The organism is Sphingomonas sp. Marseille-Q8236 (assembly GCF_965112005.1).
Genome location: NZ_CBCOPO010000002.1, coordinates 1,397,523 through 1,418,645, shown reverse-complemented (window position 1 = coordinate 1,418,645; position 21,123 = coordinate 1,397,523). Strand labels below are relative to the sequence as shown.

The window sequence follows — 21,123 nt, the reverse complement described above, 5'->3', positions numbered from 1 at the left end:
GGGATTACCGCCCCGACAGCGTGAAGCCGTCCACATCTATCCACCCGCCCTTCGCCTTCGAATTGTAGCAGAACAGCGCATATTGCTGTCCCTGGAACGTCCCCGTCCGCCAATCGAAGGCGAGCGGGAAATCGCCGCCCAACGTCCGCCAGTCCCGGCCGTCGATACTGTAGGCGACGCTGGCCCGGTCGGTCTTGAAGTCCATATCGGTGCGCAGGAACAGCCGCTTGGCGGTTATCGGCTGCGCATCGACGCGGATTTCGGCTTTCTGAGCCGTGGCGACGTCCTCGATCACCCGCATGGTGAGCGTCGGTCGGCCGTCGCGCCCTCGGCCGATGGCGATATGCCCGCTATATTTGCCGAAGGTGCCGAAGCCGCACTGATCGCCCGCGACGATATGCGTCGTATCGATTGCCACGACGCCGCGACTGAACGGCCCTTGCCCCTTCTGGAGAAGCGTGTTGCGGGCGCTCCACAGCGCGGGAGCCTGGGTGGCGCGAAGCCGGAGATAGCCCGGCCGCTCGGCCAGCGACCAGCGATCGTCCAGCGGATTGTGGTTCCACTGCCATTGCAGGCCGAGCGTCCGCCCGGAAAAATCGTCGGAGGCCGGAAGGACGCCGACCGGCTGCCCCTGGATCGGCTTGCGCGCGGTCGCGGGGACGCGGCCCGGTGCGTCTGGCGTGCCCCAGACGGGCCATCCATCCCTCCAATAGACCGGGCTGATATTGGTCATCCGCCCGATCGCGCCCGCATCGGTCATGACGAAACCATAGTCGCTGCCGTCGGGCAGATCGACGATCGCGCCTTGGTGCCCGCCGGTCTTGTCGTCGATCTGGTCGCGGGTCTCCCATGGGCCGAACAGGCTTCTGGCGCGCGACACCGTCATCCCCAGCCGCCGGGGGATGGCGTTGAACATATAGTAATAATCGCCCCGCCGGACGATCTTCGAGCCTTCCGCGCCCTTGTTGAAATAGACCACGCGCTTGTCGGTGACGGTGCGCAGGTCGCGGCTGAGGCTGAGCAGGGTCGTCGTGCCGTCCGAACCGACCGAGGTCATGACATAGGCGCTGCCGTCCTTGTCGATGAAGAGGCCGGGGTCGAAGGCTTCTTCGCTCAACCGGTTCATCTGCCACGGCCCGCGAATGTCCCTGGACCGATAGATGCGCGTCTTCTCGCCCACCGGGGTCACCGCGATGTAGAAGACGCCGTCATGATAGCGCAGGCTGGGCGCGAAAATGCCCTTGCGATAGGCGCCGCCGTTCTTCAGCTCATATTCGGGCAGCCCCTCCAGCCGGTCGATGACATGGCCGACGAACCGCCAGTTCACCAGATCGCGCGAGGTCATGATGGTCAGGCCGGGGACGTTCGCGAAGGTCGTGGTGATGAAGTAGAAATCCAGACCGACGCGGATGATGTCGGGATCGGGATAATCGGCATAGAGCGGCGGGTTGGCATAGCTGCCGTCGCCCCGATCCGATTGCCAGACCTGCGCCGCCGCCATGGCCGATACGCCGCCGAGCGTTGCCGCCAGCAGGGTGAGCGAGAGGCTGCGCCGCATCACCGTGCCTCATAGACATAGGGGCCGATCACCATGCCGACAAAGCCGCCGGCGCGTGCCGTGCTGAGGAAACGCACGTCGAGATCGGGCTTTAGCGTCATGGTCCTGCCGCCGACCGCATAGTCGAATGCCATCTGCCCGCCCTTGGCATGGATGGTCAGCGTCACCGGGCCGCTCGCGGCGAAGGGCGCGGAGGCGACGAGCGTCTCGGCTGCGGCTTCGTCACGGGTGTTCTGACCCTCCCGCTTGTAGAGCGCGATCCGGGGCTGACCGTCGATGCGGGTCAGACCGAAGAACAGATAGGCATAGTCATTCTGGATCGCGACCAGCCCGGCGCGGGCGCCGTCCTTGGCGGGAGCATAGCGCAACGTGGTCGAGACATCGGCGATCGCATGTTGCTGCCGTCGTCCGACGAAGCCCGGCACGCCCTGCCGATCGCCCAGCGCATCGCCGCCGCGCATATTCAGCGTGCCGTTCGCGACGGTGTAGAAGGGCGTTCTGGGCGTACGGATGCCGATCCACTGCATCGCCAACCGGTTGCCCTCGAACTCGTCGGTATAGCCGAAATCGCCGCTGGTCGGCAGCTTGGGCGGCGGGGAAGCGGGCAGGCGGGGCTTGGCGAGCGTCCAGGGCACCGTCTTGCCCTTGTCCAGAATGATCGGCCAGCCGTCTTTCCACGTCACCGGCAACAGGAAGGTCTCGCGCCCGATATTGTAATAATCCTCGGCATAGGGGCGCGTCGCCAGGAAGGTCGCCCACCAGTCGCCGTTCTGCGTCTGGACCAGTTCGGCATGACCCGCCGCGCTGATCGGATGCGGGCGTTTCGGATCGAGGTCGCGCTGGGTCAGGATCGGATTGCCGGCGAACGGCACATAGGGGCCGCGCAGCGCCTTGGATCGCAATACGACCTGCGAGTGGTTGACGCTGGTCCCCCCTTCGGCGGCGGTGAGATAATACCAGCCATCCTTCTTGAAGATATGGGGGCCTTCGATCCAGACCGGCTTCTTGGACAGGTCGACGCCGCCATTGATCAACTGCGTACTTTCGCCGACCATTTTCCCGGCGCGCCAGTCATATTCCTGCACCCAGATGGCGCGGTGGCCGTCATAGCGGGGCGGCTCGGCGGGGGCGCGATTGTTGACGATATAGGCGCGGTCCCCTTCCCAATAGATCGACGGATCAATTCCCTCGAAGGGCAGCCAGATCGGGTCGGACCAGGGCCCCGCCGGGTTCTTGGCGGTGATGACGAAATTGCCCCGGCACTGGACGCAGGTGTTGACGATATAGAAGGTGCCGTCATGATAAGTGATGTCGGGCGCGAACACCGCCTCCGACACCGCGCGTCCGGTAAAGTCGAGCTGCCCCGGCCGATCGATCGCATTGCCGATCTGGGTCCAGTGGACGAGGTCGGTGGAGTGAAAGATCGGCAGGCCCGGATAATGGGCGAAGGACGAGTTGACGAGATAATAGTCCTTGCCCACCCGCGTCACCGACGGATCGGGATAATAGCCCGAAATGATGGGGTTCAGATACTCGCCCGACGCCGGCTTCACCTGCTCGATCGATTGGCCCCGATAGGTGAAGCGCTCGAAGGTCGCGGTCTGGGCCGTCGCCCCGCCAGCCATGGCCAGAGATAGAACGAGCGCGGTCAATACCGGGCGGATCATGCAATACCCTTTCGAACGGGGGCGGCGCGCAGCGCGTCGGCAATGGCGGTGCGAAGCGGCTTCGGTTTCAACGCATCGTCATAGGGCAGTGGGCGCTGCGGCAGGCCGTCGCTGCGCGGCGCGAAGCCGTTCAGCCAGCTATGCTTGTCCCACAGGCCCCAGCACAGGAACTGGTCGAGCTGCGGATAGGAGAACATCATGTCCAGATAGTCGCGCGCCACCGCCGCCGTCTTCGCGTCCCGCTGCGCCACGTCGCGCGGCATCTCGCGATCGTTGATGTCGAATTCCGTGATCAGCAGGCGATAGCCCATGGCGGTGACGGCATCGAGGAAACGCCTCCACTCCGCCTGCTGGATGCGCGAATGGCTGCCGTCATTGCCCAGATGGCTCTGGATGCCGAGCGCATCGACGGGGACATTCTCCTTGCGGAACCGCTCCAGCAAGCGGAGCACGCCCGCGCGGTGGGCCTCGTTGCCGACTTCCCACGACATATAATCGTTATAGACGCGCTGGGCATGGGGGGCGTGCTCGCGCGCAGCTTCGTAGGCGATCTTGAATATGTCGAAGCCGAGCGCCTGATCGAACACCGTGCCCCGGATCTGGCCGGTCTTGGGATGGATCGTCTCGTTGACCACGTCCCAGCTATAGATCTGATCGCCGAAATGGCCCGCGACCTGTGCGATATAGGCGCGGAGCCATGTCTCTGCCCCCGTGGTACGGACCTGCTCGGCCAATGCGGGCGATATGTACTTTTCGTAATTCCACAGCAGCGTGTGCCCGCGCAGTTTCAGGCGATGGTCGCGCGCGAACCCCGCGATACGGTCGGCGGGGGCGAAGTTCAGATGTCTGGGGTCGTTGCCGACGACATAGACCTTCATCTCATTCTCGGGCACCAGCGTCGCGCATTCGCGCGTGACGACCGCGGCATAAGCGGGGTCGTTGATCGGCGAGTCCCGGCCCGCGCTGATCGCGGTGCCGAACAGGATGCCTTTTTGCGCGGCCAGATCGCAAAGCGGCACGTCCGGACCAGCGGCCCGTGCCACAGACGGGAGCGCTCCCATTGCCAGAACGCCCGCCATACCGGCCAGTTGCTGACGACGGGTCAGCACCGGCCCTTGCCAATTGGGTTTCATCACCCTCTCCCTTTTTCCTTTGTCAGGACAGTTGCATGGACATCCGGAAACGGCAAGGCCATGCAACGACGACGTCCATTCGTAGCGACCGGGCTCAGTCGAGCAGCCGCGCATCGGCCCAAGCCACCGGCAGCGCGGCATCGGGAGCGCTATCGGCACGGGCGACCAGTTCGATCAGCCTGCGGCCGCGCACATCCGCCTCGATCGTCGCCGGCGCGTCGTTCAAAGCCATGGGACGCGAGCGGGTGAGCAGCTTGCCGTCGCCATAGACTTCGAACATCACGCGTCGACCGCGTGCCGTCGCGGAGTCATCGATGCCGATCGTGGCGCCGAACCGGGACTGGCCGGGGTTGCGCACCTCCAGCCGCGAATTGGCGAGCACGCCCAGCCCGGTATCATAGACTTTGCCCGCCATGTGCAGCGGCCGTCCGAACGGCGTGCGGTCCGCCTGCGCACCGCCCCAGCCGCCATATTGCGGGAAGTCGCCCGGCCCCTTGGTCCCGCCCCAAGGGCTGAGTTCGTGATGGATGGTCGGATCGCCTTCGGGAGTGCGGATGCCGTCCTCCGCCGGGTTCACGTCGCCCGGCGTCTCCGACAGATAATGGCCGCGCGGCAGGCGACGTTCGCCCGACACGCGGAAGATCAGCGTCTGGTGCGGTGCGAGCGTCAGCTTCGCCTCACCCGAAAAACGACTCTTCTGTCCGGTCCACAGGTCGGTCATCGCCACCGGGCGGTCGCCGCGCAGCTTCAGGTGATCGGCGGTCAGGACGGGAGCGATGGGGGAGGCGGTGCGGTTCAGGATCGCCACCGCCTTGTCGCCATTGGCCAACGTCTTCACGAAAATCTGCACATCGTCCGATAGATAGGCCGGGATCGCCTGATGCCCGGCCGGGTCCTGGTTGAGCGCGATGATCGCCCGGTTGCCCAGCAGCGCGATCTGTTCGGCATTGGCCTTGCGCAGATCGAAGCCGATCAGCAGCGGCGCGTTCATCATCGCCCACAGCACGAAATGCGAACGCGCCTCGGTCATGTGGTTCGCGTCGAATTCGCCCGATCCGACAAACAGCATGTCGGGGTCGTTCCAGCCATGCGGATGGGCATAGAGCGCGCGGGAGGCGCTGGTGTCGAAATTGGTCAGCATCCGCGACCAGTGCGCGGTGATGTCATCGCTGGTGCGCGAGACATTGCCGATCTGCTTGCCCCAGGATCGCACATCCGCCGAACCCCACAGGCAGAGGGAGAAGATATAGTCGCCATCCGGATTTTCGCGCTTCAGTGCCGTCGCGACCTGATTGTACAGCGCGCGCACGGCGGGAATATCGGTCCGTGCCAGCGCGTTCATGTCGATCAACGGGGTCAGTTCACGATAATCGCCCTTGCGGACATGGTCGGCATCCTTGCCCAACCCACGAATGCCGCACCCATCGACCTTGATATAGTCGAAACCCCATTCGCCGAAATAGAGCGCGATGTCCTGATCCGCGTGCCCGTATAGCCCGACTTCGCGTTCGGCGACGCTTCCCTCGGGCTGGTTGGCGAAATTGGGCGTATAGACCTGGCCGCAACTGTTGCGGCCGATGTCGGAATAGATGCCCGCCTTGAAACCCATGGCGTGGAGCCGGTCGGTCAATGGGCGAAAGCTCGTCTGCTGGTTGGGACCTGCTGCGGCGGACGGGAATTTGTCGGCCCGGATCACCATGCGGCCATCAGGCTGACGACGGCGCAGCCACCAGCCATCGTCGATATTGATGTAGCGATACCCCGCCTCGCGCAGGCCCTTGTCGGCGATCAGCTTGACCGATGCCATCACCTTTTCCTCGTCGACGTCGCTGTTGAAGGCATTCCAGCTATTCCACCCCATGGGCGGCAGGGCGGCCTGCCCCTGATCGTTCGCGCTCCATCGGCCGGTCGGCGCGAGCGGATCGACACTTGCCGTTTGCGCGAGCGCGGACAGGGGACTCGCCAGTCCCAGCAGCGCCACGCTGCACGTCAAAATCGTCCGCATTGTCCGGGGCATAGCCATCCTCCCAATCTGTTTTAACGCTATCTTGTCGGACTAATCCGCGGCTGTCCACCGACAGCGATCGATTGCGGAGGATTTGTCGGCTGGACAGGCATCGCGCGGCTGATAACGGTAACAAAAAACAGCATGGGAGTGGATTGTCATGAGATCATGGCGTGCATCGGTCTTGTCCGTCCTGGCGCTTTCAACAGCGCAGGCCGCCATCGCACAAGCGCAGAAAGTTGGAACGACGGTGGGTCCGGCGACCGACGGGGTGGAGCAGGCCGAGGCACTGGCAGCCCGTCTGGTCGCGCGCATGACGACCGACGAGAAACTGGCGCAACTCCTCAACACCGCCCCCGCCATCGCCCGGCTGGACGTGCCCGCCTATAATTGGTGGACGGAGTCGCTCCACGGCGCCCTGGGGCCGGTGCCGACGACCAACTTCCCGGAACCGGTCGGGCTGGCCGCGACCTTCGACGATGCGCTGGTCGGCCGCGCGGCTCAGGTGATCAGCAGCGAGGTGCGCGGGCTCCACGCGCTCGCTCGCCAGACGGGGCGAATGGGACGGATCGGCACCGGGCTCGACACCTGGTCGCCCAATATCAACATCTTCCGCGATCCGCGCTGGGGCCGGGGGCAGGAGACCTATGGCGAAGACCCGTATCTGACCGCGAAGATGGGCGTGGCCTTCGTGCGGGGCATGCAGGGCACCGACCCGACGCGGATCGATGTGGTCGCGACGCCCAAACATTATGCGGTGCATAGCGGCCCCGAATCCACGCGACACGAGGCGAATGTCTATGTCTCGCGCCACGATCTGGTCGATACCTACCTCCCCGCTTTCCGCGCGGCGATCGTAGAGGGCGGCGCGGGTTCGATCATGTGCGCCTATAACCGCATCGACGGACAACCCGCCTGCGGCAGCGACCTGCTGCTCAAGGATTATCTGCGCGAGCGCTGGGGCTTTCGCGGCTATGTCGTGTCCGACTGCGACGCGGTGAAGGACATTGCCGCCAATCATCATTACGCTCCCGACGCCGCCAGCGCGGTTGCCGCCGCAATGCGTGCGGGCGTCGATAACGAGTGCAACAATGCGACGCTGACCGATACCGACGGGCTGACCAATCCCTATCGCGAGGCGTTGTCGCGCGGGTTGATCTCGGTCGCGGACATCGACCGCTCGCTGACCCGCTTGTTCGCGGCGCGCTATCGCACGGGCGACCTGCCCGGCCTGCGTCCGCTATCGATCCAGACCAGTTCCACCGCCGACATCGACACGCCCGCGCATCGGTCACTTGCGCTGGAGGTGGCGGAGAAGAGCCTGGTGCTGCTGAAGAACAAGGGCATATTGCCGCTGAAGCCCAGCGCCCGGATTGCGGTAATCGGCCCGCTCGGCGATGCGACGCGCGTGTTGCGCGGCAATTATTCCTCGTCGCTGTCGGGACCGCCATTCTCCGTGGTCGACGGTCTGCGGCGCGCGATGCCGGGGGCGCAGATCCGCTATGTGCCCTTCGCCGAGACCTTCACCGATGGCGACCCGATTCCGACCGCTGCGCTCCAGACCGAAGAGGGGCAGCCCGGCCTGCTGGCCCGCTATTACAACGTTGTCGGCCGCATTCCAGAACGCTTCGCCCCCGGTGCGCTGGGCGAATGGCTGAAGACTGCGCGGTTCGAGGATCGCCCCGTCGTCACCCGTGTCGAGGCCAATGCCGCCTCGCGCAGCCTGGACCTGTCCTCGGTCCGCGACGTGCACCGGGCGGTCTGGACCGGCGATCTCGTTCCACCGGAGAGCGGACGCTATCGGCTGGGCATATCGGGTTTCAACGGGGCGATGACCTTTGAGGGGCAGCCCTTCGTCGATCTGACCAAGGCTTCATGGAACAGCCTGCCGACGATGCGGACCGTCACGCTGGAAAAGGGGCGTCGCTACCCGATCACCGTCACGACAGAGGCACGCATCCTGACCGGCATCAACCTCGTCTGGAAGCGCGTGTCCGACGATCCGGCGGGCGAGCTTCGCACTGCGGCGAAGGCAAGCGACGCGCTGGTCGCGGTCGTCGGCCTGACCTCCGATCTGGAGGCGGAGGAGGCGCCGATCTCGGTGCCCGGCTTCAAGGGCGGCGACAAGACGACGCTGGACCTGCCCGCCGAGCAACAGGCGTTGCTCGAACAGGCCAAGGCGACCGGGCGTCCGCTGGTGGTGGTGCTGATGAACGGCAGCCCGGTGAACCTCGCCTGGGCCAAGGCCAATGCGGATGCGATCGTCGAGGCCTGGTATCCGGGGCAGGCCGGGGGGCTGGCGGTCGGCAACGTCCTGTCGGGCAAGACCAACCCGGCGGGTCGCTTGCCGCTGACCTTCTACCGTTCGGTCGAGGATTTGCCGCCTTTTGGCGACTATGCGATGAAGGGGCGGACCTATCGTTACTTCACCGGCACGCCCGTTTATCCGTTCGGCTATGGGCTGAGCTATACCAGCTTCGCCTATGCGCCGCTTTCGGTCCGATCGAACGCGGACGGGAGCATGACCGTCACCGCCGAGGTGCGCAACACCGGTCGCCGCGCAGGGGACGAGGTGGCGCAGCTTTACCTCGACTTCCCCAAGCTCGAGGGCGCACCGCGCATCGCTCTGCGCGGGTTCCAGCGGGTTCATCTGGCTCCCGGCGAGCGGCGGAGCCTGACCTTCAACCTGGCTCCGCGTGACCTGAGCGCGGTCGATACCGATGGCACGCGGATGGTGATGAAGGGCGACTATCGGGTCTCGATCGGCTCGGGCCAGCCTGATACGGGCGTTCCGACCCGCAGCGCACCGTTTCGGATCGATAGCACCCGCCCCATCGCGGATTGAGCGGCCAGCCTGTTCCTCCCCTTGCAGGAGAGGAACAAGCCCGGATCATTTCGTCACCAGCGACCGGCCGAAGAAGGGAAGCACCTGCTCCTGAAAGCGCACCCCGATCCGGTTGACATGATCGCCGTCGTAGATTTCGAACCGGTGTGCGATGCCATAGCGATCCAGGGCATCGTGCAGCGCCTGGGCATCGGCCTTCAACCCGTCCTGCGACCCGACATCCAGCGCGATCGCGCGATAGCTGCGCAAGGGCGCGACATATTGGTCGACAAAGGCGAGGGGGGTGTTCGCCAGCCACTTGGCGGTGACGTCCTCGCGCAACTTGCCGTCCTTGACCGGCAGGTCGAGATAGAGCGGTGGGTTCTTCGGATTGGGCGACCAGGCGGCCGAGGCGGCGAGCATCGCGCGCTGGCCCCAGTTCAGCTTTTTGGACTCGCTGGGCGAGGAAAGGCTGCTCAGCAACTTTTCATCGGTGCCTTCGGGCCGGGCCATCACGCGCGGCGACAGGCAGCAGGGGCTCATCATATAGATGGCGCCGTACATGTCGGCATGCTTCATTCCGATCCGCGCGGTGCCGTATCCGCCCATCGAATGACCTGCCAGGCCCCGGCTTTCGCGCCGGGCGATGGTGCGGTAGCGCGTGTCGATCGCGGCGATCAGATCGTGGCTGATGAACCGCTCGAAATCGCCCACCGTCTGCGACGAGGAGTACATCGATCCGTTGTGCATCGTCTTGCTGTCGGGAAAGACGACGATCATCGACGGCACCCCGCGCGCAAAGGCGCCTTCGATCGAGGCGGGCACGTGGATTTCCTTGGTCCATTGGTCCGCACCGATCGAATAGCCGTGCAGCGCATAGACGACCGGATAGCGGCGGGCCTTGTTCCTCGCATAGTCGGGCGGCAAAACGACGATCACGTCGCGGTCCGCGCTATTGCCCTCCAGATTGCCGTCGATGGCGGTCGAATGGACCTTGATCCGCTCGACCGTGACGGGCTTGGCCCCCGGCACCGTGGCGGGGGTCTGCGTCGCCATCTGCGCGGGAAGGGCGGCGAGCGGCAGCAGCGCGACACCGGCGGCGAACAGCCAGCAAGAGGGCGAAAAGCGAAGGGCCATACGGGTCATCCTCTGTCCTGAAATCGCGCCGGCATAAGCGTGCCGGTCTTTATGAAGGGTCGACCCGCAACGGGATGAGCGGGGCCTGAATAGCGATACGAACAGGGCAGGGCTGGCATTGTCAAGCGTCGGCGCGGAGGGGGAATCCGTTTGCCTTCGACCTCGCTCAGGCTGAACGGATGATGGGATGAGGCGCCCTGATCTCGCGCTCCGTTCAGCCTGAGCGAAGTCGAAGGCCATGCGGAACAGCTGTCCCCGGAAAACGACGAACCGGCCTTGCATCCTCGCCGCTGATAGCGCTATCGTGCCGTCAAAGCCCTGGATACGGGGCGAATGGGAGAGAGAAAGCGATGAAGCGCTTGATGATGGCCAGCCTGGTTCTGGGGCTTGGCACCGCGGCATGTGGATCGCCGCAGACGGCCGATAATGCGGCGCAGGGAAACACCGCCACCGCGTCGAACGACGCCAATCCGACATCGCCCGATGGCCGCCACTATCTGTCGCAGCCGCTGGTACGCGACATCTTCACCGCCGACCCGTCCGCGCATGTCTGGAACGACGGCAAGCTCTACGTCTATCCCAGTCACGACATCCCGACCGAGACCAAGGACGACGATCTGGGCAACCAATATGCCATGCGCGACTATCGCGTGTTGCGTATGGACGAGCCCGGTGGTCCGGTCACCGTCGGCCCCGTTGCGCTCGACGTGAAGGACGTGCCCTGGGCCTCGCAGCAGATGTGGGCCCCCGACGCCGCCTATAAGGACGGTACCTATTATCTCTATTTCCCGGCGCGCGATAAGACCAAGGATCGCAACGGCCTGGGCGCGTTCCGCATCGGCGTCGCGACCTCCAAGGACCCGATGGGCCCGTTCAAGGCCGAGCCGGAGGCGATCCCCGGCAGCTTCTCGATGGACCCGGCCGTCTTCCAAGATGCGAACGGCACGGCCTATATGTATTTCGGCGGCATCTGGGGCGGTCAGCTTCAGCGCTGGAAGGACGGCAAGTACGATCCGAACGGCAGCGACACCGACCTGAAGCAGGACGACCAGCCCGCCATTTCGGGCAAGATCGCCAAGCTGAATCCCGACATGAAGACCTTCGCGGAAACGCCGCGCGACGTCGTCATCCTCGACGAAAAGGGTAAGCCGGTGCTGGGCGGCGATCATGACCGCCGCTTCTTCGAGGCGTCGTGGGTCTTCAAGCGCGACGGCAAATATTACTATACCTATTCGACCGGCGACACGCATTTCCTGAACTACGCGATCGGCACCAGCCCTTATGGTCCCTTCACGTACAAGGGCCATATCCTGAGCCCGGTTCAGGGCTGGACGACCCATCACTCGATCGTCGAGTGGAAGGGCAAGTGGTGGCTGTTCTACGCCGACACGCAATTGTCGAACAAGAACCACCTGCGCAACGTCAAGATGACCGAGCTGAAGTTCAACCCGGACGGCACGATCCCGACCATCGACCCCTTCGTGAAGTAAGGACGGCGGATGTTTCTGGGTATCGACATCGGCACGTCCGGCGTGAAGGCCGTGGTGCTCGACGAACATGGCGCCGTGGTGGGGCAGGGGACGGCGGCATTGACCGTGCAGCGCCCCCAGCCGCTCTGGTCCGAACAGGATCCGGAGGCCTGGTGGCAGGCGACGACGGCGGCGGTCCGCGCGATCGATCCGGCGGTCCGTCGGGCGGTGCGCGGCATCGGTCTGGCCGGGCAGATGCATGGCGCGACTTTGCTGGGCGCGGACGATCAGCCGCTGCGCCCGGGCATTCTGTGGAATGACGGGCGCAGTCATGCCGAATGTGCGGAACTGGAGGCCAAGGCGCCTGCGCTTCATCGCATCGCAGGCAATCTGGCCATGCCGGGCTTCACCGCGCCCAAGCTGCTATGGGTCGCCCATCACGAGCCGGAGATTTTCGAGCAGGTCCGCACCGTGCTGCTGCCCAAGGACTATGTCCGGCTGCGGATGACGGGTGAGAAAGCATCGGACGTGTCGGACGCGGCGGGCACCTTGTGGCTCGATGTGGCGGCGCGCGAATGGAGCGACGAGATTCTCGCCGCCACCGGTCTGACCCGCGAACAGATGCCGCAGGCGGTCGAGGGCACGGCGCAGACCGGCCGTCTGCGTGCCGAAGTCGCCGAGGCCTGGGGCATCGATCAGGTGCCGGTCGCGGGCGGCGGTGGCGACAATGCCGCCGGTGCCGCGGGCGTGGGCGTGGTCAAGGACGGCGACGCGCTGCTGTCACTGGGCACGTCGGGCGTGATCTTCGCCGCGACCAGGGAATTCCGTCCCAATCCGGCGGGGGCGGTCCATGCCTTCTGCCACTGTCTGCCCAATGTCTGGCACCAGATGTCGGTGCATCTGTCGGCGGCGGCGTGCATCGACTGGGTCGCGCGGCTGACCGGTATGCCGGGTGCCGCCGAGCTCTTCGCCCGGGCCGAAAGCGTCGGCCCGGCGAGCGGCCCCGAAATCTTCCTGCCCTATCTGTCGGGCGAGCGGACCCCGCACAACGATGCCGAGGTGCGCGGCGCGTTCCTGGGCCTCGATCATGACACCACCCCCGAACGTCTTGCGCAGGCGGTGCTGGAAGGCGTGGCGTTCGCGCTGGCCGACGGCCTGTCGGTGCTGCGCGAGGCCGGGACCGAATTGTCGCAACTCTCCGTCATCGGCGGTGGGGCACGCTCCTCCTATTGGGGTCAGACCCTGGCCGCGGCACTCGGCGTCGAACTCGTCTATCTGAAGGGTGGCGAGGTCGGACCGGCACTGGGCGCCGCACGCCTGGCGCAACTGGCGGTCGATGGCGGCTCGCCGGAGGAAGTCTGCGCACCGCCGCCCGTGTCGCACACCATTGCTCCCGACCCCGCGCTCGCCGAGCGCTTCGCCCCCAAGATCGCGCGTTTCCGCGACAGCTATTCCCGCATCACTCCGAGGAATTCCTAATATGGCTACCGACTTTTTCGCCGACATCCCGACGATCCGTTACGAAGGCCCCGACAGCGACAATGAGCTGGCCTATCGCTTCTACAACAAGAACCGCGTCGTGCTGGGCAAGACGATGGAGGAGCATCTCCGCTTCGCCGCCTGCTTCTGGCATACCTTCTGCTGGCCGGGTTCGGACGTGTTCGGCGGCGGCACCTTCAACCGCCCCTGGCATGCCGGTGCCAATGACAGCGCGGCTGCCGCCCAGAAGCGCGAGGTCGCGTTCGACTTCTTCTCGAAGCTCGACGTGCCCTATTACTGCTTCCACGATGTCGACGTGATGGCCGATGCGCAGGGCGTGGCCGAGCATCGCCGTTACTTCGCCGAGGCGGTTGATCACCTCGAAAAGCTTCAAGCCTCTTCGGGCCGCAAGCTCCTTTGGGGCACCGCCAACCTGTTCAGCCATCCGCGCTTCGCCGCCGGTGGCGCGACCAACCCGGACCCGGAAGTCTATGCTTTCGGCGCGATGCAGGTCCGCGACGCGCTGGAGGCGACGCATCGCCTGGGCGGCGCCAACTATGTGCTGTGGGGCGGCCGCGAGGGTTACGAGACGCTACTCAACACCAACATGAAGCGCGAACTCGACAATCTGGGCCGCTTCCTCAGCCTCGTCGTCGAGCACAAGCATAAGATCGGCTTCAACGGCACCATCCTGATCGAGCCGAAGCCGCACGAGCCGACCAAGCATCAGTATGACTTCGACACGGCGACCGTGTACGGCTTCCTCAAGGCCTATGGCCTGGAGAATGAAGTGAAGGTCAATATCGAGGCGAACCACGCGACGCTGGCGGGTCATACCTTCGAGCATGAGATCGCCACCGCCGGTGCGCTGGGCATCTTCGGATCGATCGACGCCAATCGCGGCGACCACCAGAATGGCTGGGATACCGACCAATTCCCCAACTCGGTCGAGGAACTGACTCTGGCCATGCTGGAGATCATCCGCGCGGGTGGCTTCACCACCGGCGGCTTCAACTTCGACGCCAAGGTTCGCCGCCAGTCGATGGATGCGGTCGATCTGTTCCACGGCCATGTCGGTGGCATCGACGTCGTCGCCAAGGGCCTGCTCAACGCGGCCGCGCTGATCGAGGACGGTCGTCTGGATGCGATCAAGGCCGAGCGTTATGCCGGTTGGGACGGCGAGTTCGGGCAGCAGATCGGTGGCTTCGACCTGGCCGGCATCGCGGACCTCGCCGAGCAGAAGGCGGTCGATCCCCGCCCGCGTTCGGGCCGTCAGGAGCGGATCGAGAATCTCGTCAACCGGATCGTCCATTCGGGCAAGTAAGGCGTGGCGGGCCGGTCGATCCGGCCCGTTTCCCGCAATGAAAGGGAGCGCGTTCGGACAACCGGACGCGCTCCCTTTTCTGTTTATATTCCCCTATAGGGGAGCGGTTCAGGCCACCCCGTTCGCCGCCATGTCCTGCAGCGCCGCATGGAAGCGTCCGATCGCTGCGCTGTTGAAGCCGGCGATGTTGATCCGGCCCGACCCGGCCATATAGATGCCGTGGCGGTCCCGAAGCCATTCGACCTGCGAGGGCGAGAGGGGCAGCGTCGCGAACATACCCTTGCCATGCGCCACCGCGCCCAGATCGATCGCGCCGATCCGGCCGCCCGCCGCCAGCGCCGCGCGCAGGCCTTCCAGCCGTTGCCGCATCGTTTCCAGTTCGTCCCGCCATTCGCGGGTCAGTGCCTCGTCCTCCAGGATGAGGCGGACGACCGCCGCGCCGTGATCGGGCGGCATCGACCAGTTGGCCCGCGCCAGCGCCAACAGGTTGGACAACACCACCGCGCCGGTCCCGGCGTCCGGCGACAGCGCGAAAAGCGCGCCGGTCCGCTCGCGATAGAGGCCGAAATTCTTGTCGCAGGAATAGGCAAGCAGCGCCTCGGGCACTGCCGCCAGGATCGTACGCGCACCCGCTGCGTCTTGGTCGAACCCGTCGCCCAGCCCCTGATAGGCTAGGTCGACCACGGGCGTCAGCGACCGGGCCGCGACATGCTCCGCGATCGCCGCCCATCCGGCGGCGTCGGGATCGATCCCGATCGGATTGTGGCAGCATCCGTGCAGCAGCACCGCATCGCCCGCCGCCGCGCCGTCCAGTCCCTTCAGAAAACCTGCCAGATCGAAGAGCTGGGCGGTGAGATCGTAACAAGGGATCATCGCAGGCTCGACCCCGGCCTGGCGGAACAGCGGCGCGTGGTTGGCCCAACTCGGGCTGCCGATCCAGATACGCGGCACACCGGCGCGGGCGAGCAACTCTGCGCAGAGGCGCAGCGCCCCGGTGCCGCCGGGGGTCTGTAGACCGACGATGCGATCGGCGGATACGGTGTCTGCGACCACCAGCCTTCCCAGCGCACGTACGAAGCCGGTATCGCCTTCGGGCCCGAGATAGGACTTGCTGGGCTGTTCGGCGAGCAGGCGGGTCTCGGCGGCCTTGACGGCGGTCATCACCGGGGTGCGACCTTCCTCATCGCGAAACACGCCGACGCCCAGGTCGATCTTGTCGGCGCGAGGGTCGGCGGCGTGCTGGCCGATGATCCGCAACAAGGGATCGTCGGGCTGGCGGGTCAGGTTCGCGAAACGCATGGCAAGGCCTCTTGGAGGGAAAGGCGCGCACCATAGGGCGTCTTCGGACAAAGGGAATGTCTCATCCACCACGCGCGGTACGGGCCGGGACGCCCGCGCCGTAGGTCCGAATGCAATGCATTTCCGGGTCGCTCCGCCCCGAAAATATACCTAACGCTCGAAAAATGCGTAATATTGATGTGAATTATGGAGCACGCCACACGGTTGTTCGTAGACCTTGTGGACGGAAAACTCCGGTGGTGCTCAATCTGCCTGCCATGACCGTGATGGCAAGCTGATCCAGGGAACTGCCAAAGGTTCGGCTCCGTCGAGCCCCCAATATTGTCAGTCTCGGTGACGTGCGTCGCGTCATCGCCATCGCCGTGCGACCTTGACGGGTCGGCGGCGCGATGAGAATAGTTTGCGATGAATCCTAGCCGACCCATCTCGCATGTTCGGACAGACAAGGCGCCGTTTCTATCCCATCCGGGATGGAAGAATCGGGCGGGCTTCACGCGTGCGGAGAAAAAACCATGATGTACGGCCTGGCTCGCCCGCTTGGGAATTCGCTGCCGGCATTTAGTCGCCTCGCGCGGCTGGCCGTCCTGGACAAGGCCGCCGAGTCCGCGCTGCTGGACGCGATGGCCCGGCCGCAACTGTTCCGACCCCGTCGCGACCTGATGGTCGAGGGGCGGGATATTGCCAGCCCGCACCTGATCCTGTCCTGCTGGGCGGCGCGGGTGCGCATCCTGCTCGATGGGCGGCGGCAATTCCTGAACTTCCTGCTGCCGGGCGATGTGATCGGGCTTTACCAGCATCAGAAGCCGGTCGCCCCAACCAGCGTCATCACGCTAACCGAAGTCACCACCTGCGTCCCGCCTGCCTGGGGGACGAGCCCCGCGCTGGACGAGGCCTATGCAGTCGCCCATGCGCTGGACGAGGCCTTTCTGCTGGCGCAGATCGCACGGCTGGGCCGGATGAACGCGATGGAGAGGATCGGCGACCTCATGCTGGAGTTGCAGGAGCGGCTGACCATGGGCGAACTGGCGCAGGGGCGCAGTTTCGAACTGCCGATTACGCAGGAAACGCTGGCGGATGCGCTGGGGCTGACGGCGGTGCATGTGAACCGGATGCTTCAGGCGGCGAGACGGGCGGGCGATCTGATCTGGTCGTCGCGGTCGATGACGATCCCGGACCCCAAGAGCCTGGCCCGCAAGGTCGGCCGGGCGCTGATTCGAGTGTCCGGTATGTAGGCACGACGGCGGTGCAGGCCGCAGCAATGGATCATTGATGTTCATCAAGATATTGGAAAAACATCATTAATTAAGGAACAACCACCCTCATCCGACGCTGTCCGGGGCAAGGAATGAGGAGAAAGGCTTATGCCGGACATCGCCGACAGACCCTATGACGATGCGCCCCTGTCCACGTTGAAAGACAGCGCCGCCGCCGTCAGGATCACGACGAACGAAGCGATCGAGGATCGCGGCGACACTCTGGCGGCGTGGGCGGTGACGATCAACCGCTCCGCCGCTGACCTGTTCGCCTGGTGGCGCGATTTTTCCAACCTTGCCAGCGTGATGGAGAATGTCGAACGAATCGACGTGCTTGATTCGAAGCGCTCCCATTGGGTGGTCAAGGCACCGGGTGGCGCCACGGTCGAATGGGATGCGATCGTCACCGAAGAGACGGAAGGTTCGCTGATCGCTTGGGCGTCGGCCGAGGGTGCCGATATCGCCAATTCGGGCCGGGTGACCTTTCGCGACGCGGGTGCCCGGGGCACCGTCGTCTCCGCCACCATCCTCTATGATCCGCCCGCAGGCGTGATCGGCAAGCTGGTCGCCAAACTCTTTCAGCGCGAGCCCAATATCCAGGTCCGCCGCGACCTGGCGCGCTTCAAGCAGCTGATGGAGACCGGCGAGGTCGCGACCAACGCGATGAACCCCAAACAGCTTGAGGAGCAGGGCGCATGAAGGCACTGACCTGGCACGGCAAGCATGACGTCCGCATCGACAATGTGGACGATCCCGAAATCGTCAATCCGCGCGATGCGATCATCAAGGTGACGGCAACCGCCATTTGCGGGTCCGACCTGCATCTTTATGACGGCTATATCCCGACCATGAAGTCGGGCGACATTCTCGGCCATGAATTCATGGGCGAGGTGGTCGAGACGGGCTCGGGTTCGACGCTGAAAAAGGGGCAGAAGGTGGTGGTGCCGTTCACCATCGCGTGCGGCTCCTGCTATCATTGTGGCAAGCACCAATATTCTGGCTGCGAAAACGGCCTGCCTGCCGACAATCAAGATATTGCGCGCGAGCTGTACGGCCATCCCATGGCCGGGCTGTTCGGCTATAGCCACATGACCGGCGGCTATGCGGGCGGGCAGGCGGAATATGTCCGCGTGCCGTTCAGCGACACCGGCCCGATCGTCATTCCCGAGGGAGTGGACGACGAAAAGGTGCTGTTCCTCTCCGACATCCTGCCCACCGGCTGGATGGCGGCGGAAAATGCCCAGATCGAGCCGGGCGATACGGTCGCCGTCTGGGGCTGCGGCCCGGTCGGTCTGTTTGCGGTGCAGTCGGCGTTCCTGATGGGGGCGGAGCGGGTGATCGCGATCGACCACTTTCCGCATCGGCTGGAGCTCGCCCGCCAGTTCGGCGCCGAGACGATCAATTTCGAGGAAAGCGCGACCTATGATGCGCTGATGGTGATGACCGGCGGGATCGGGCCCGATGCCGTCATCGACTCGGTCGGGCTGGAGGCGCACGGCCTGTTCGTCGACAACGCCATCGATCAGATCAAGGCATCGACCTTCCTGGGCACCGACCGCACCCATGCCATCCGCCAGGCGATCCTGGCGTGCCGCAAGGGCGGGCGCGTGTCGATGCCGGCCGTCTATGGCGGCTTCGTCGACAAATTTCCGCTGGGCGCGGTGATGCAGAAGGGGCTGACGCTCAAGACCGGGCAGACCCATGTCCAACATTACCTGCCCGGCCTGCTCGACGCGATCATGGAGGAGAAGATCGACACGACCTTCCTCATCTCGCACCGCCTGCCGCTGGAACAGGCGCCGGATGGCTATCGGATGTTCCATGACAAGCAGAATGAAGTGACCAAGATCGTGCTGAAGCCCGGTCAGTAAGGAAACGCATCATGGCAGAAAAATTCGCGATCGTGACCGGTGCCTCGACAGGCATCGGCTATCACCTGGCGATGTGCGCGGCGAAGGCGGGCTATGACCTGTTGATCGTCGCGGACGAGCCCGCCATCCATGCCGCCGCGAGCAAACTGGCGGCCGAGGGTGCACGGGTCCAGGCGGTCGAGGCCGATCTGGCGACGGTGGAGGGCGTGGACACGCTGCTCGCGGCGGCGGACGGGCGGCGGATCGACGTGTTGTGCGCCAATGCGGGCAACAGCAAGGGCGGCGCCTTCCTCGACCAGTCGCTGGAGGATTGGCGGCGGTCGATCGACACCAATGTCACGGGCACCGTCTATATCCTTCAGCGCGTGCTGTCGGCGATGGTCCGACAGGGCGAGGGCAGGGTATTGGTCACCGGCTCGATCGTCGGCTTCATCCCCGGCCCCTTCAACGCGATCTACAATGCGACCAAGGCGTTCATCGACAACTTCACCGAGGCGCTGCGCAACGAGTTGAAGGAGGAAAAGGGCGTCACCCTGACCACGCTGATGCCTGGGCCGACCGAGACCGAGTTCTTCGCCCGCGCCGATATGCTCGACACCAATGTCGGGCAGAGCAAAAAGGACGACCCTGCCGAGGTCGCCCGCAAGGGCTGGGACGCGATGATGGCGGGCGAGGGGCATATCACCACCGGATTGAAGAACAAGCTGCAGGTCGCCGGGGCCGGCGTGGTGCCGCAATCGGTGCTGGCCGAAGCGCATCGCAAGATCGCTGAGCCCGGCTCGGCCGACCAATAACCTCGAGGAGACGGATCATGGGCCTATTCACCAAGGACATCGCGACACTGAACGACCTGTTCGTCCATCAGCTTCAAGACATTTATTATGCCGAGCATCAGATCACCAAGGCGCTGCCCAAGATGATCGAAAAGGCGACCGATCCGCAGCTCAAGGCGGGGTTCGAGCAACATCTGCGCGAAACCGAAGGGCAGATCCGTCGTCTGGAACAGGTATTCGAAATGCATGGGGAGACGCCGAAGGCCGTCACCTGCCCGGCGATCGACGGTATCATCAAGGAAGCCAATGAGGTGGCGGGCGAAGTCGCCGACAAGCGCGTTCTCGACGCCGCGCTGATCGCCGCCGCCCAGGCTGTCGAGCATTATGAGATCGCCCGCTACGGCACTTTGGTCTCCTGGGCGCGTCAGTTGGGCCGCAGCGACTGCGCGGCGATCCTCGACGAGACATTGGCCGAAGAGAAGGCGACCGACGAAAAGCTAACCGGCATGGCCGAAGGCGGCACCAACGCAGCGGCGCAGGCCGCCGAATCCGCCTGACACCCTGTCGGTCAAGGGAGCATCGTCGCCGGAACACCCTTCCCCGGCGGCGATGCTTCAATGGGCGAAGTGGGTGACGCCCAGCATCAGCAGGATGCCCGCAATGGTGGCGATGCTGGTCCGGAAGCGGGGATCGAGCGACTGGCTGCGCGGCACCAGTTCGCACGCGCCGATATACAGGAAGACGCCGGCGAACAGCGCCATCAGCGGGGCGAGCATCGATGCCGGGATGGAGATGCCCAGCCCGATCAGCACACCCAGCATCGGGGCTGCGCCGTTCAGGAGCAGCCAGCGCCGCGCCGCCGCTTCCGATCGCGCGGCCAGGCTGAGGCTGACGGTATTCACCCCGTCCGCCACGTCATGCGTCAGCACCGCCAGCGCGATCATCCAGCCCGCCGCCGTGTCGATCTGAAACGCCAGGCCGATGCCCAGTCCATCCATCATGCTGTGCAGGCAAAGCATTGCCGGGCCGAGATCGCCGCGCCACGACGCCGCTGCCGTACGCGGTATCCGTGCCAGCGCGCGGTCGAGCAGCATGTAACCCGCCAACCCCATGGCGGTGAACCCCATCAACTGTCGCACCGCCCAGCGATCGCCCGCCAACTCCAGCGCCTCGGGCACCAGATCGAACAGCGCGACGCCGACGACGATCCCCGCGGTGACGCCCAGCACGATGCCGATCCGGTGGCGCAGACGCAGCGCAAGCATCCCGCCCGCCAGCGTCGCCATCATCGCCGCCAAGCCGAACGCCAGGGGGATCAGTGTCATCGCGCG

16 protein-coding genes are annotated in these 21,123 nt (G+C 65.0%); 9 read left to right on the top strand and 7 right to left on the bottom strand.

What is annotated here, in order from left to right:
• Positions 1–4: 4 nt before the first annotated feature.
• The 4 genes from ACWPWT_RS18965 to ACWPWT_RS18950 form a co-directional block, all read right to left on the bottom strand.
• Positions 5–1,558: a glycoside hydrolase family 43 protein gene (locus ACWPWT_RS18965; RefSeq protein WP_454280963.1), complete on the bottom strand. Its 1,554-nt coding sequence runs from the start codon at positions 1,556–1,558 to the stop codon at positions 5–7.
• Positions 1,558–3,225 carry a glycoside hydrolase family 43 protein gene (locus ACWPWT_RS18960; RefSeq protein WP_454280962.1) on the bottom strand — a complete coding sequence of 556 codons (1,668 nt, stop codon included), beginning with the start codon at positions 3,223–3,225 and terminating at the stop codon, positions 1,558–1,560. The genes ACWPWT_RS18965 and ACWPWT_RS18960 overlap by 1 nt, the downstream gene beginning before the upstream one ends.
• Complete coding sequence (locus ACWPWT_RS18955; protein WP_454280961.1) at positions 3,222–4,358, bottom strand: endo-1,4-beta-xylanase; 1,137 nt, start codon at positions 4,356–4,358, stop codon at positions 3,222–3,224. Before ACWPWT_RS18955 ends, ACWPWT_RS18960 begins: the two co-directional genes overlap by 4 nt.
• A gap of 94 nt (positions 4,359–4,452) precedes the next feature.
• Entirely contained in the window at positions 4,453–6,363 is a 1,911-nt protein-coding gene (locus tag ACWPWT_RS18950; protein ID WP_454280960.1) for an NPCBM/NEW2 domain-containing protein, read from the bottom strand.
• A gap of 160 nt (positions 6,364–6,523) precedes the next feature.
• Between ACWPWT_RS18950 and ACWPWT_RS18945 the strand changes: the two genes are divergently transcribed.
• The gene (locus ACWPWT_RS18945) at positions 6,524–9,208 is read left to right on the top strand and encodes a glycoside hydrolase family 3 C-terminal domain-containing protein (protein WP_454280959.1); all 2,685 of its coding nucleotides are present in this window, start codon (positions 6,524–6,526) and stop codon (positions 9,206–9,208) included.
• Between the two features lie 45 nt (positions 9,209–9,253).
• Here ACWPWT_RS18945 and ACWPWT_RS18940 read toward each other — a convergent pair whose 3' ends face one another.
• The gene (locus tag ACWPWT_RS18940) at positions 9,254–10,324 is read right to left on the bottom strand and encodes an alpha/beta hydrolase (RefSeq protein ID WP_454281009.1); all 1,071 of its coding nucleotides are present in this window, start codon (positions 10,322–10,324) and stop codon (positions 9,254–9,256) included.
• Between the two features lie 350 nt (positions 10,325–10,674).
• On the opposite strand from ACWPWT_RS18940, the gene ACWPWT_RS18935 reads away from it, so the two are divergent.
• Genes ACWPWT_RS18935 through xylA form a run of 3 tightly spaced genes read left to right on the top strand, consistent with a single transcriptional unit; the run spans position 10,675 to position 14,596 of the window.
• Positions 10,675–11,814, top strand: a complete 1,140-nt coding sequence (locus ACWPWT_RS18935) for a glycoside hydrolase family 43 protein (RefSeq protein WP_261267908.1) — start codon at positions 10,675–10,677, stop codon at positions 11,812–11,814.
• 9 nt (positions 11,815–11,823) lie between these two features.
• Positions 11,824–13,272, top strand: coding sequence for a xylulokinase (xylB, locus tag ACWPWT_RS18930; protein ID WP_454280958.1), 1,449 nt, complete (start codon positions 11,824–11,826; stop codon positions 13,270–13,272).
• A gap of 1 nt (position 13,273) precedes the next feature.
• Positions 13,274–14,596, top strand: a complete 1,323-nt coding sequence (xylA, locus tag ACWPWT_RS18925) for a xylose isomerase (protein ID WP_454280957.1) — start codon at positions 13,274–13,276, stop codon at positions 14,594–14,596.
• A 108-nt stretch (positions 14,597–14,704) separates the two neighbouring features.
• On the opposite strand, the gene ACWPWT_RS18920 is transcribed toward xylA, so the two are convergent.
• Complete coding sequence (locus ACWPWT_RS18920; protein WP_454280956.1) at positions 14,705–15,895, bottom strand: amino acid aminotransferase; 1,191 nt, start codon at positions 15,893–15,895, stop codon at positions 14,705–14,707.
• A 512-nt stretch (positions 15,896–16,407) separates the two neighbouring features.
• On the opposite strand from ACWPWT_RS18920, the gene ACWPWT_RS18915 reads away from it, so the two are divergent.
• The 5 genes from ACWPWT_RS18915 to ACWPWT_RS18895 all read left to right on the top strand — a co-directional run bounded on the left by ACWPWT_RS18915 (position 16,408) and on the right by ACWPWT_RS18895 (position 20,349).
• A complete protein-coding gene (locus tag ACWPWT_RS18915; protein ID WP_454280955.1) occupies positions 16,408–17,127 on the top strand; it encodes a Crp/Fnr family transcriptional regulator in 720 nt (239 codons plus the stop codon).
• 129 nt (positions 17,128–17,256) lie between these two features.
• The gene (locus ACWPWT_RS18910; protein WP_454280954.1) at positions 17,257–17,847 is read left to right on the top strand and encodes an SRPBCC family protein; all 591 of its coding nucleotides are present in this window, start codon (positions 17,257–17,259) and stop codon (positions 17,845–17,847) included.
• A complete protein-coding gene (locus ACWPWT_RS18905) occupies positions 17,844–19,019 on the top strand; it encodes a zinc-dependent alcohol dehydrogenase (RefSeq protein ID WP_454280953.1) in 1,176 nt (391 codons plus the stop codon). Before ACWPWT_RS18910 ends, ACWPWT_RS18905 begins: the two co-directional genes overlap by 4 nt.
• Positions 19,020–19,030: 11 nt before the next feature.
• The gene (locus ACWPWT_RS18900; RefSeq protein ID WP_454280952.1) at positions 19,031–19,813 is read left to right on the top strand and encodes an SDR family NAD(P)-dependent oxidoreductase; all 783 of its coding nucleotides are present in this window, start codon (positions 19,031–19,033) and stop codon (positions 19,811–19,813) included.
• Between the two features lie 17 nt (positions 19,814–19,830).
• A complete protein-coding gene (locus tag ACWPWT_RS18895) occupies positions 19,831–20,349 on the top strand; it encodes a YciE/YciF ferroxidase family protein (protein WP_454280951.1) in 519 nt (172 codons plus the stop codon).
• A 57-nt stretch (positions 20,350–20,406) separates the two neighbouring features.
• On the opposite strand, the gene ACWPWT_RS18890 is transcribed toward ACWPWT_RS18895, so the two are convergent.
• Positions 20,407–21,117, bottom strand: a complete 711-nt coding sequence (locus ACWPWT_RS18890) for a ZIP family metal transporter (protein ID WP_261267899.1) — start codon at positions 21,115–21,117, stop codon at positions 20,407–20,409.
• Positions 21,118–21,123: the final 6 nt, after the last annotated feature.

Excerpts from the sequence above, each read along its gene's own strand:
- xylB (WP_454280958.1), top strand. The coding sequence starts at position 11,824 with ATGTTTCTGGGTATCGACATCGGCACGTCCGGCGTGAAGGCCGTGGTG.
- ACWPWT_RS18960 (WP_454280962.1), bottom strand. The coding sequence starts at position 3,225 with ATGATCCGCCCGGTATTGACCGCGCTCGTTCTATCTCTGGCCATGGCT.
- ACWPWT_RS18965 (WP_454280963.1), bottom strand. The coding sequence starts at position 1,558 with ATGCGGCGCAGCCTCTCGCTCACCCTGCTGGCGGCAACGCTCGGCGGC.
- ACWPWT_RS18940 (WP_454281009.1), bottom strand. The coding sequence starts at position 10,324 with ATGGCCCTTCGCTTTTCGCCCTCTTGCTGGCTGTTCGCCGCCGGTGTC.
- ACWPWT_RS18900 (WP_454280952.1), top strand. The coding sequence starts at position 19,031 with ATGGCAGAAAAATTCGCGATCGTGACCGGTGCCTCGACAGGCATCGGC.
- ACWPWT_RS18935 (WP_261267908.1), top strand. The coding sequence starts at position 10,675 with ATGAAGCGCTTGATGATGGCCAGCCTGGTTCTGGGGCTTGGCACCGCG.
- ACWPWT_RS18890 (WP_261267899.1), bottom strand. The coding sequence starts at position 21,117 with ATGACACTGATCCCCCTGGCGTTCGGCTTGGCGGCGATGATGGCGACG.
- ACWPWT_RS18895 (WP_454280951.1), top strand. The coding sequence starts at position 19,831 with ATGGGCCTATTCACCAAGGACATCGCGACACTGAACGACCTGTTCGTC.
- ACWPWT_RS18955 (WP_454280961.1), bottom strand. The coding sequence starts at position 4,358 with ATGAAACCCAATTGGCAAGGGCCGGTGCTGACCCGTCGTCAGCAACTG.
- ACWPWT_RS18905 (WP_454280953.1), top strand. The coding sequence starts at position 17,844 with ATGAAGGCACTGACCTGGCACGGCAAGCATGACGTCCGCATCGACAAT.
- ACWPWT_RS18910 (WP_454280954.1), top strand. The coding sequence starts at position 17,257 with ATGCCGGACATCGCCGACAGACCCTATGACGATGCGCCCCTGTCCACG.
- ACWPWT_RS18920 (WP_454280956.1), bottom strand. The coding sequence starts at position 15,895 with ATGCGTTTCGCGAACCTGACCCGCCAGCCCGACGATCCCTTGTTGCGG.
- ACWPWT_RS18915 (WP_454280955.1), top strand. The coding sequence starts at position 16,408 with ATGATGTACGGCCTGGCTCGCCCGCTTGGGAATTCGCTGCCGGCATTT.
- xylA (WP_454280957.1), top strand. The coding sequence starts at position 13,274 with ATGGCTACCGACTTTTTCGCCGACATCCCGACGATCCGTTACGAAGGC.
- ACWPWT_RS18950 (WP_454280960.1), bottom strand. The coding sequence starts at position 6,363 with ATGCGGACGATTTTGACGTGCAGCGTGGCGCTGCTGGGACTGGCGAGT.
- ACWPWT_RS18945 (WP_454280959.1), top strand. The coding sequence starts at position 6,524 with ATGAGATCATGGCGTGCATCGGTCTTGTCCGTCCTGGCGCTTTCAACA.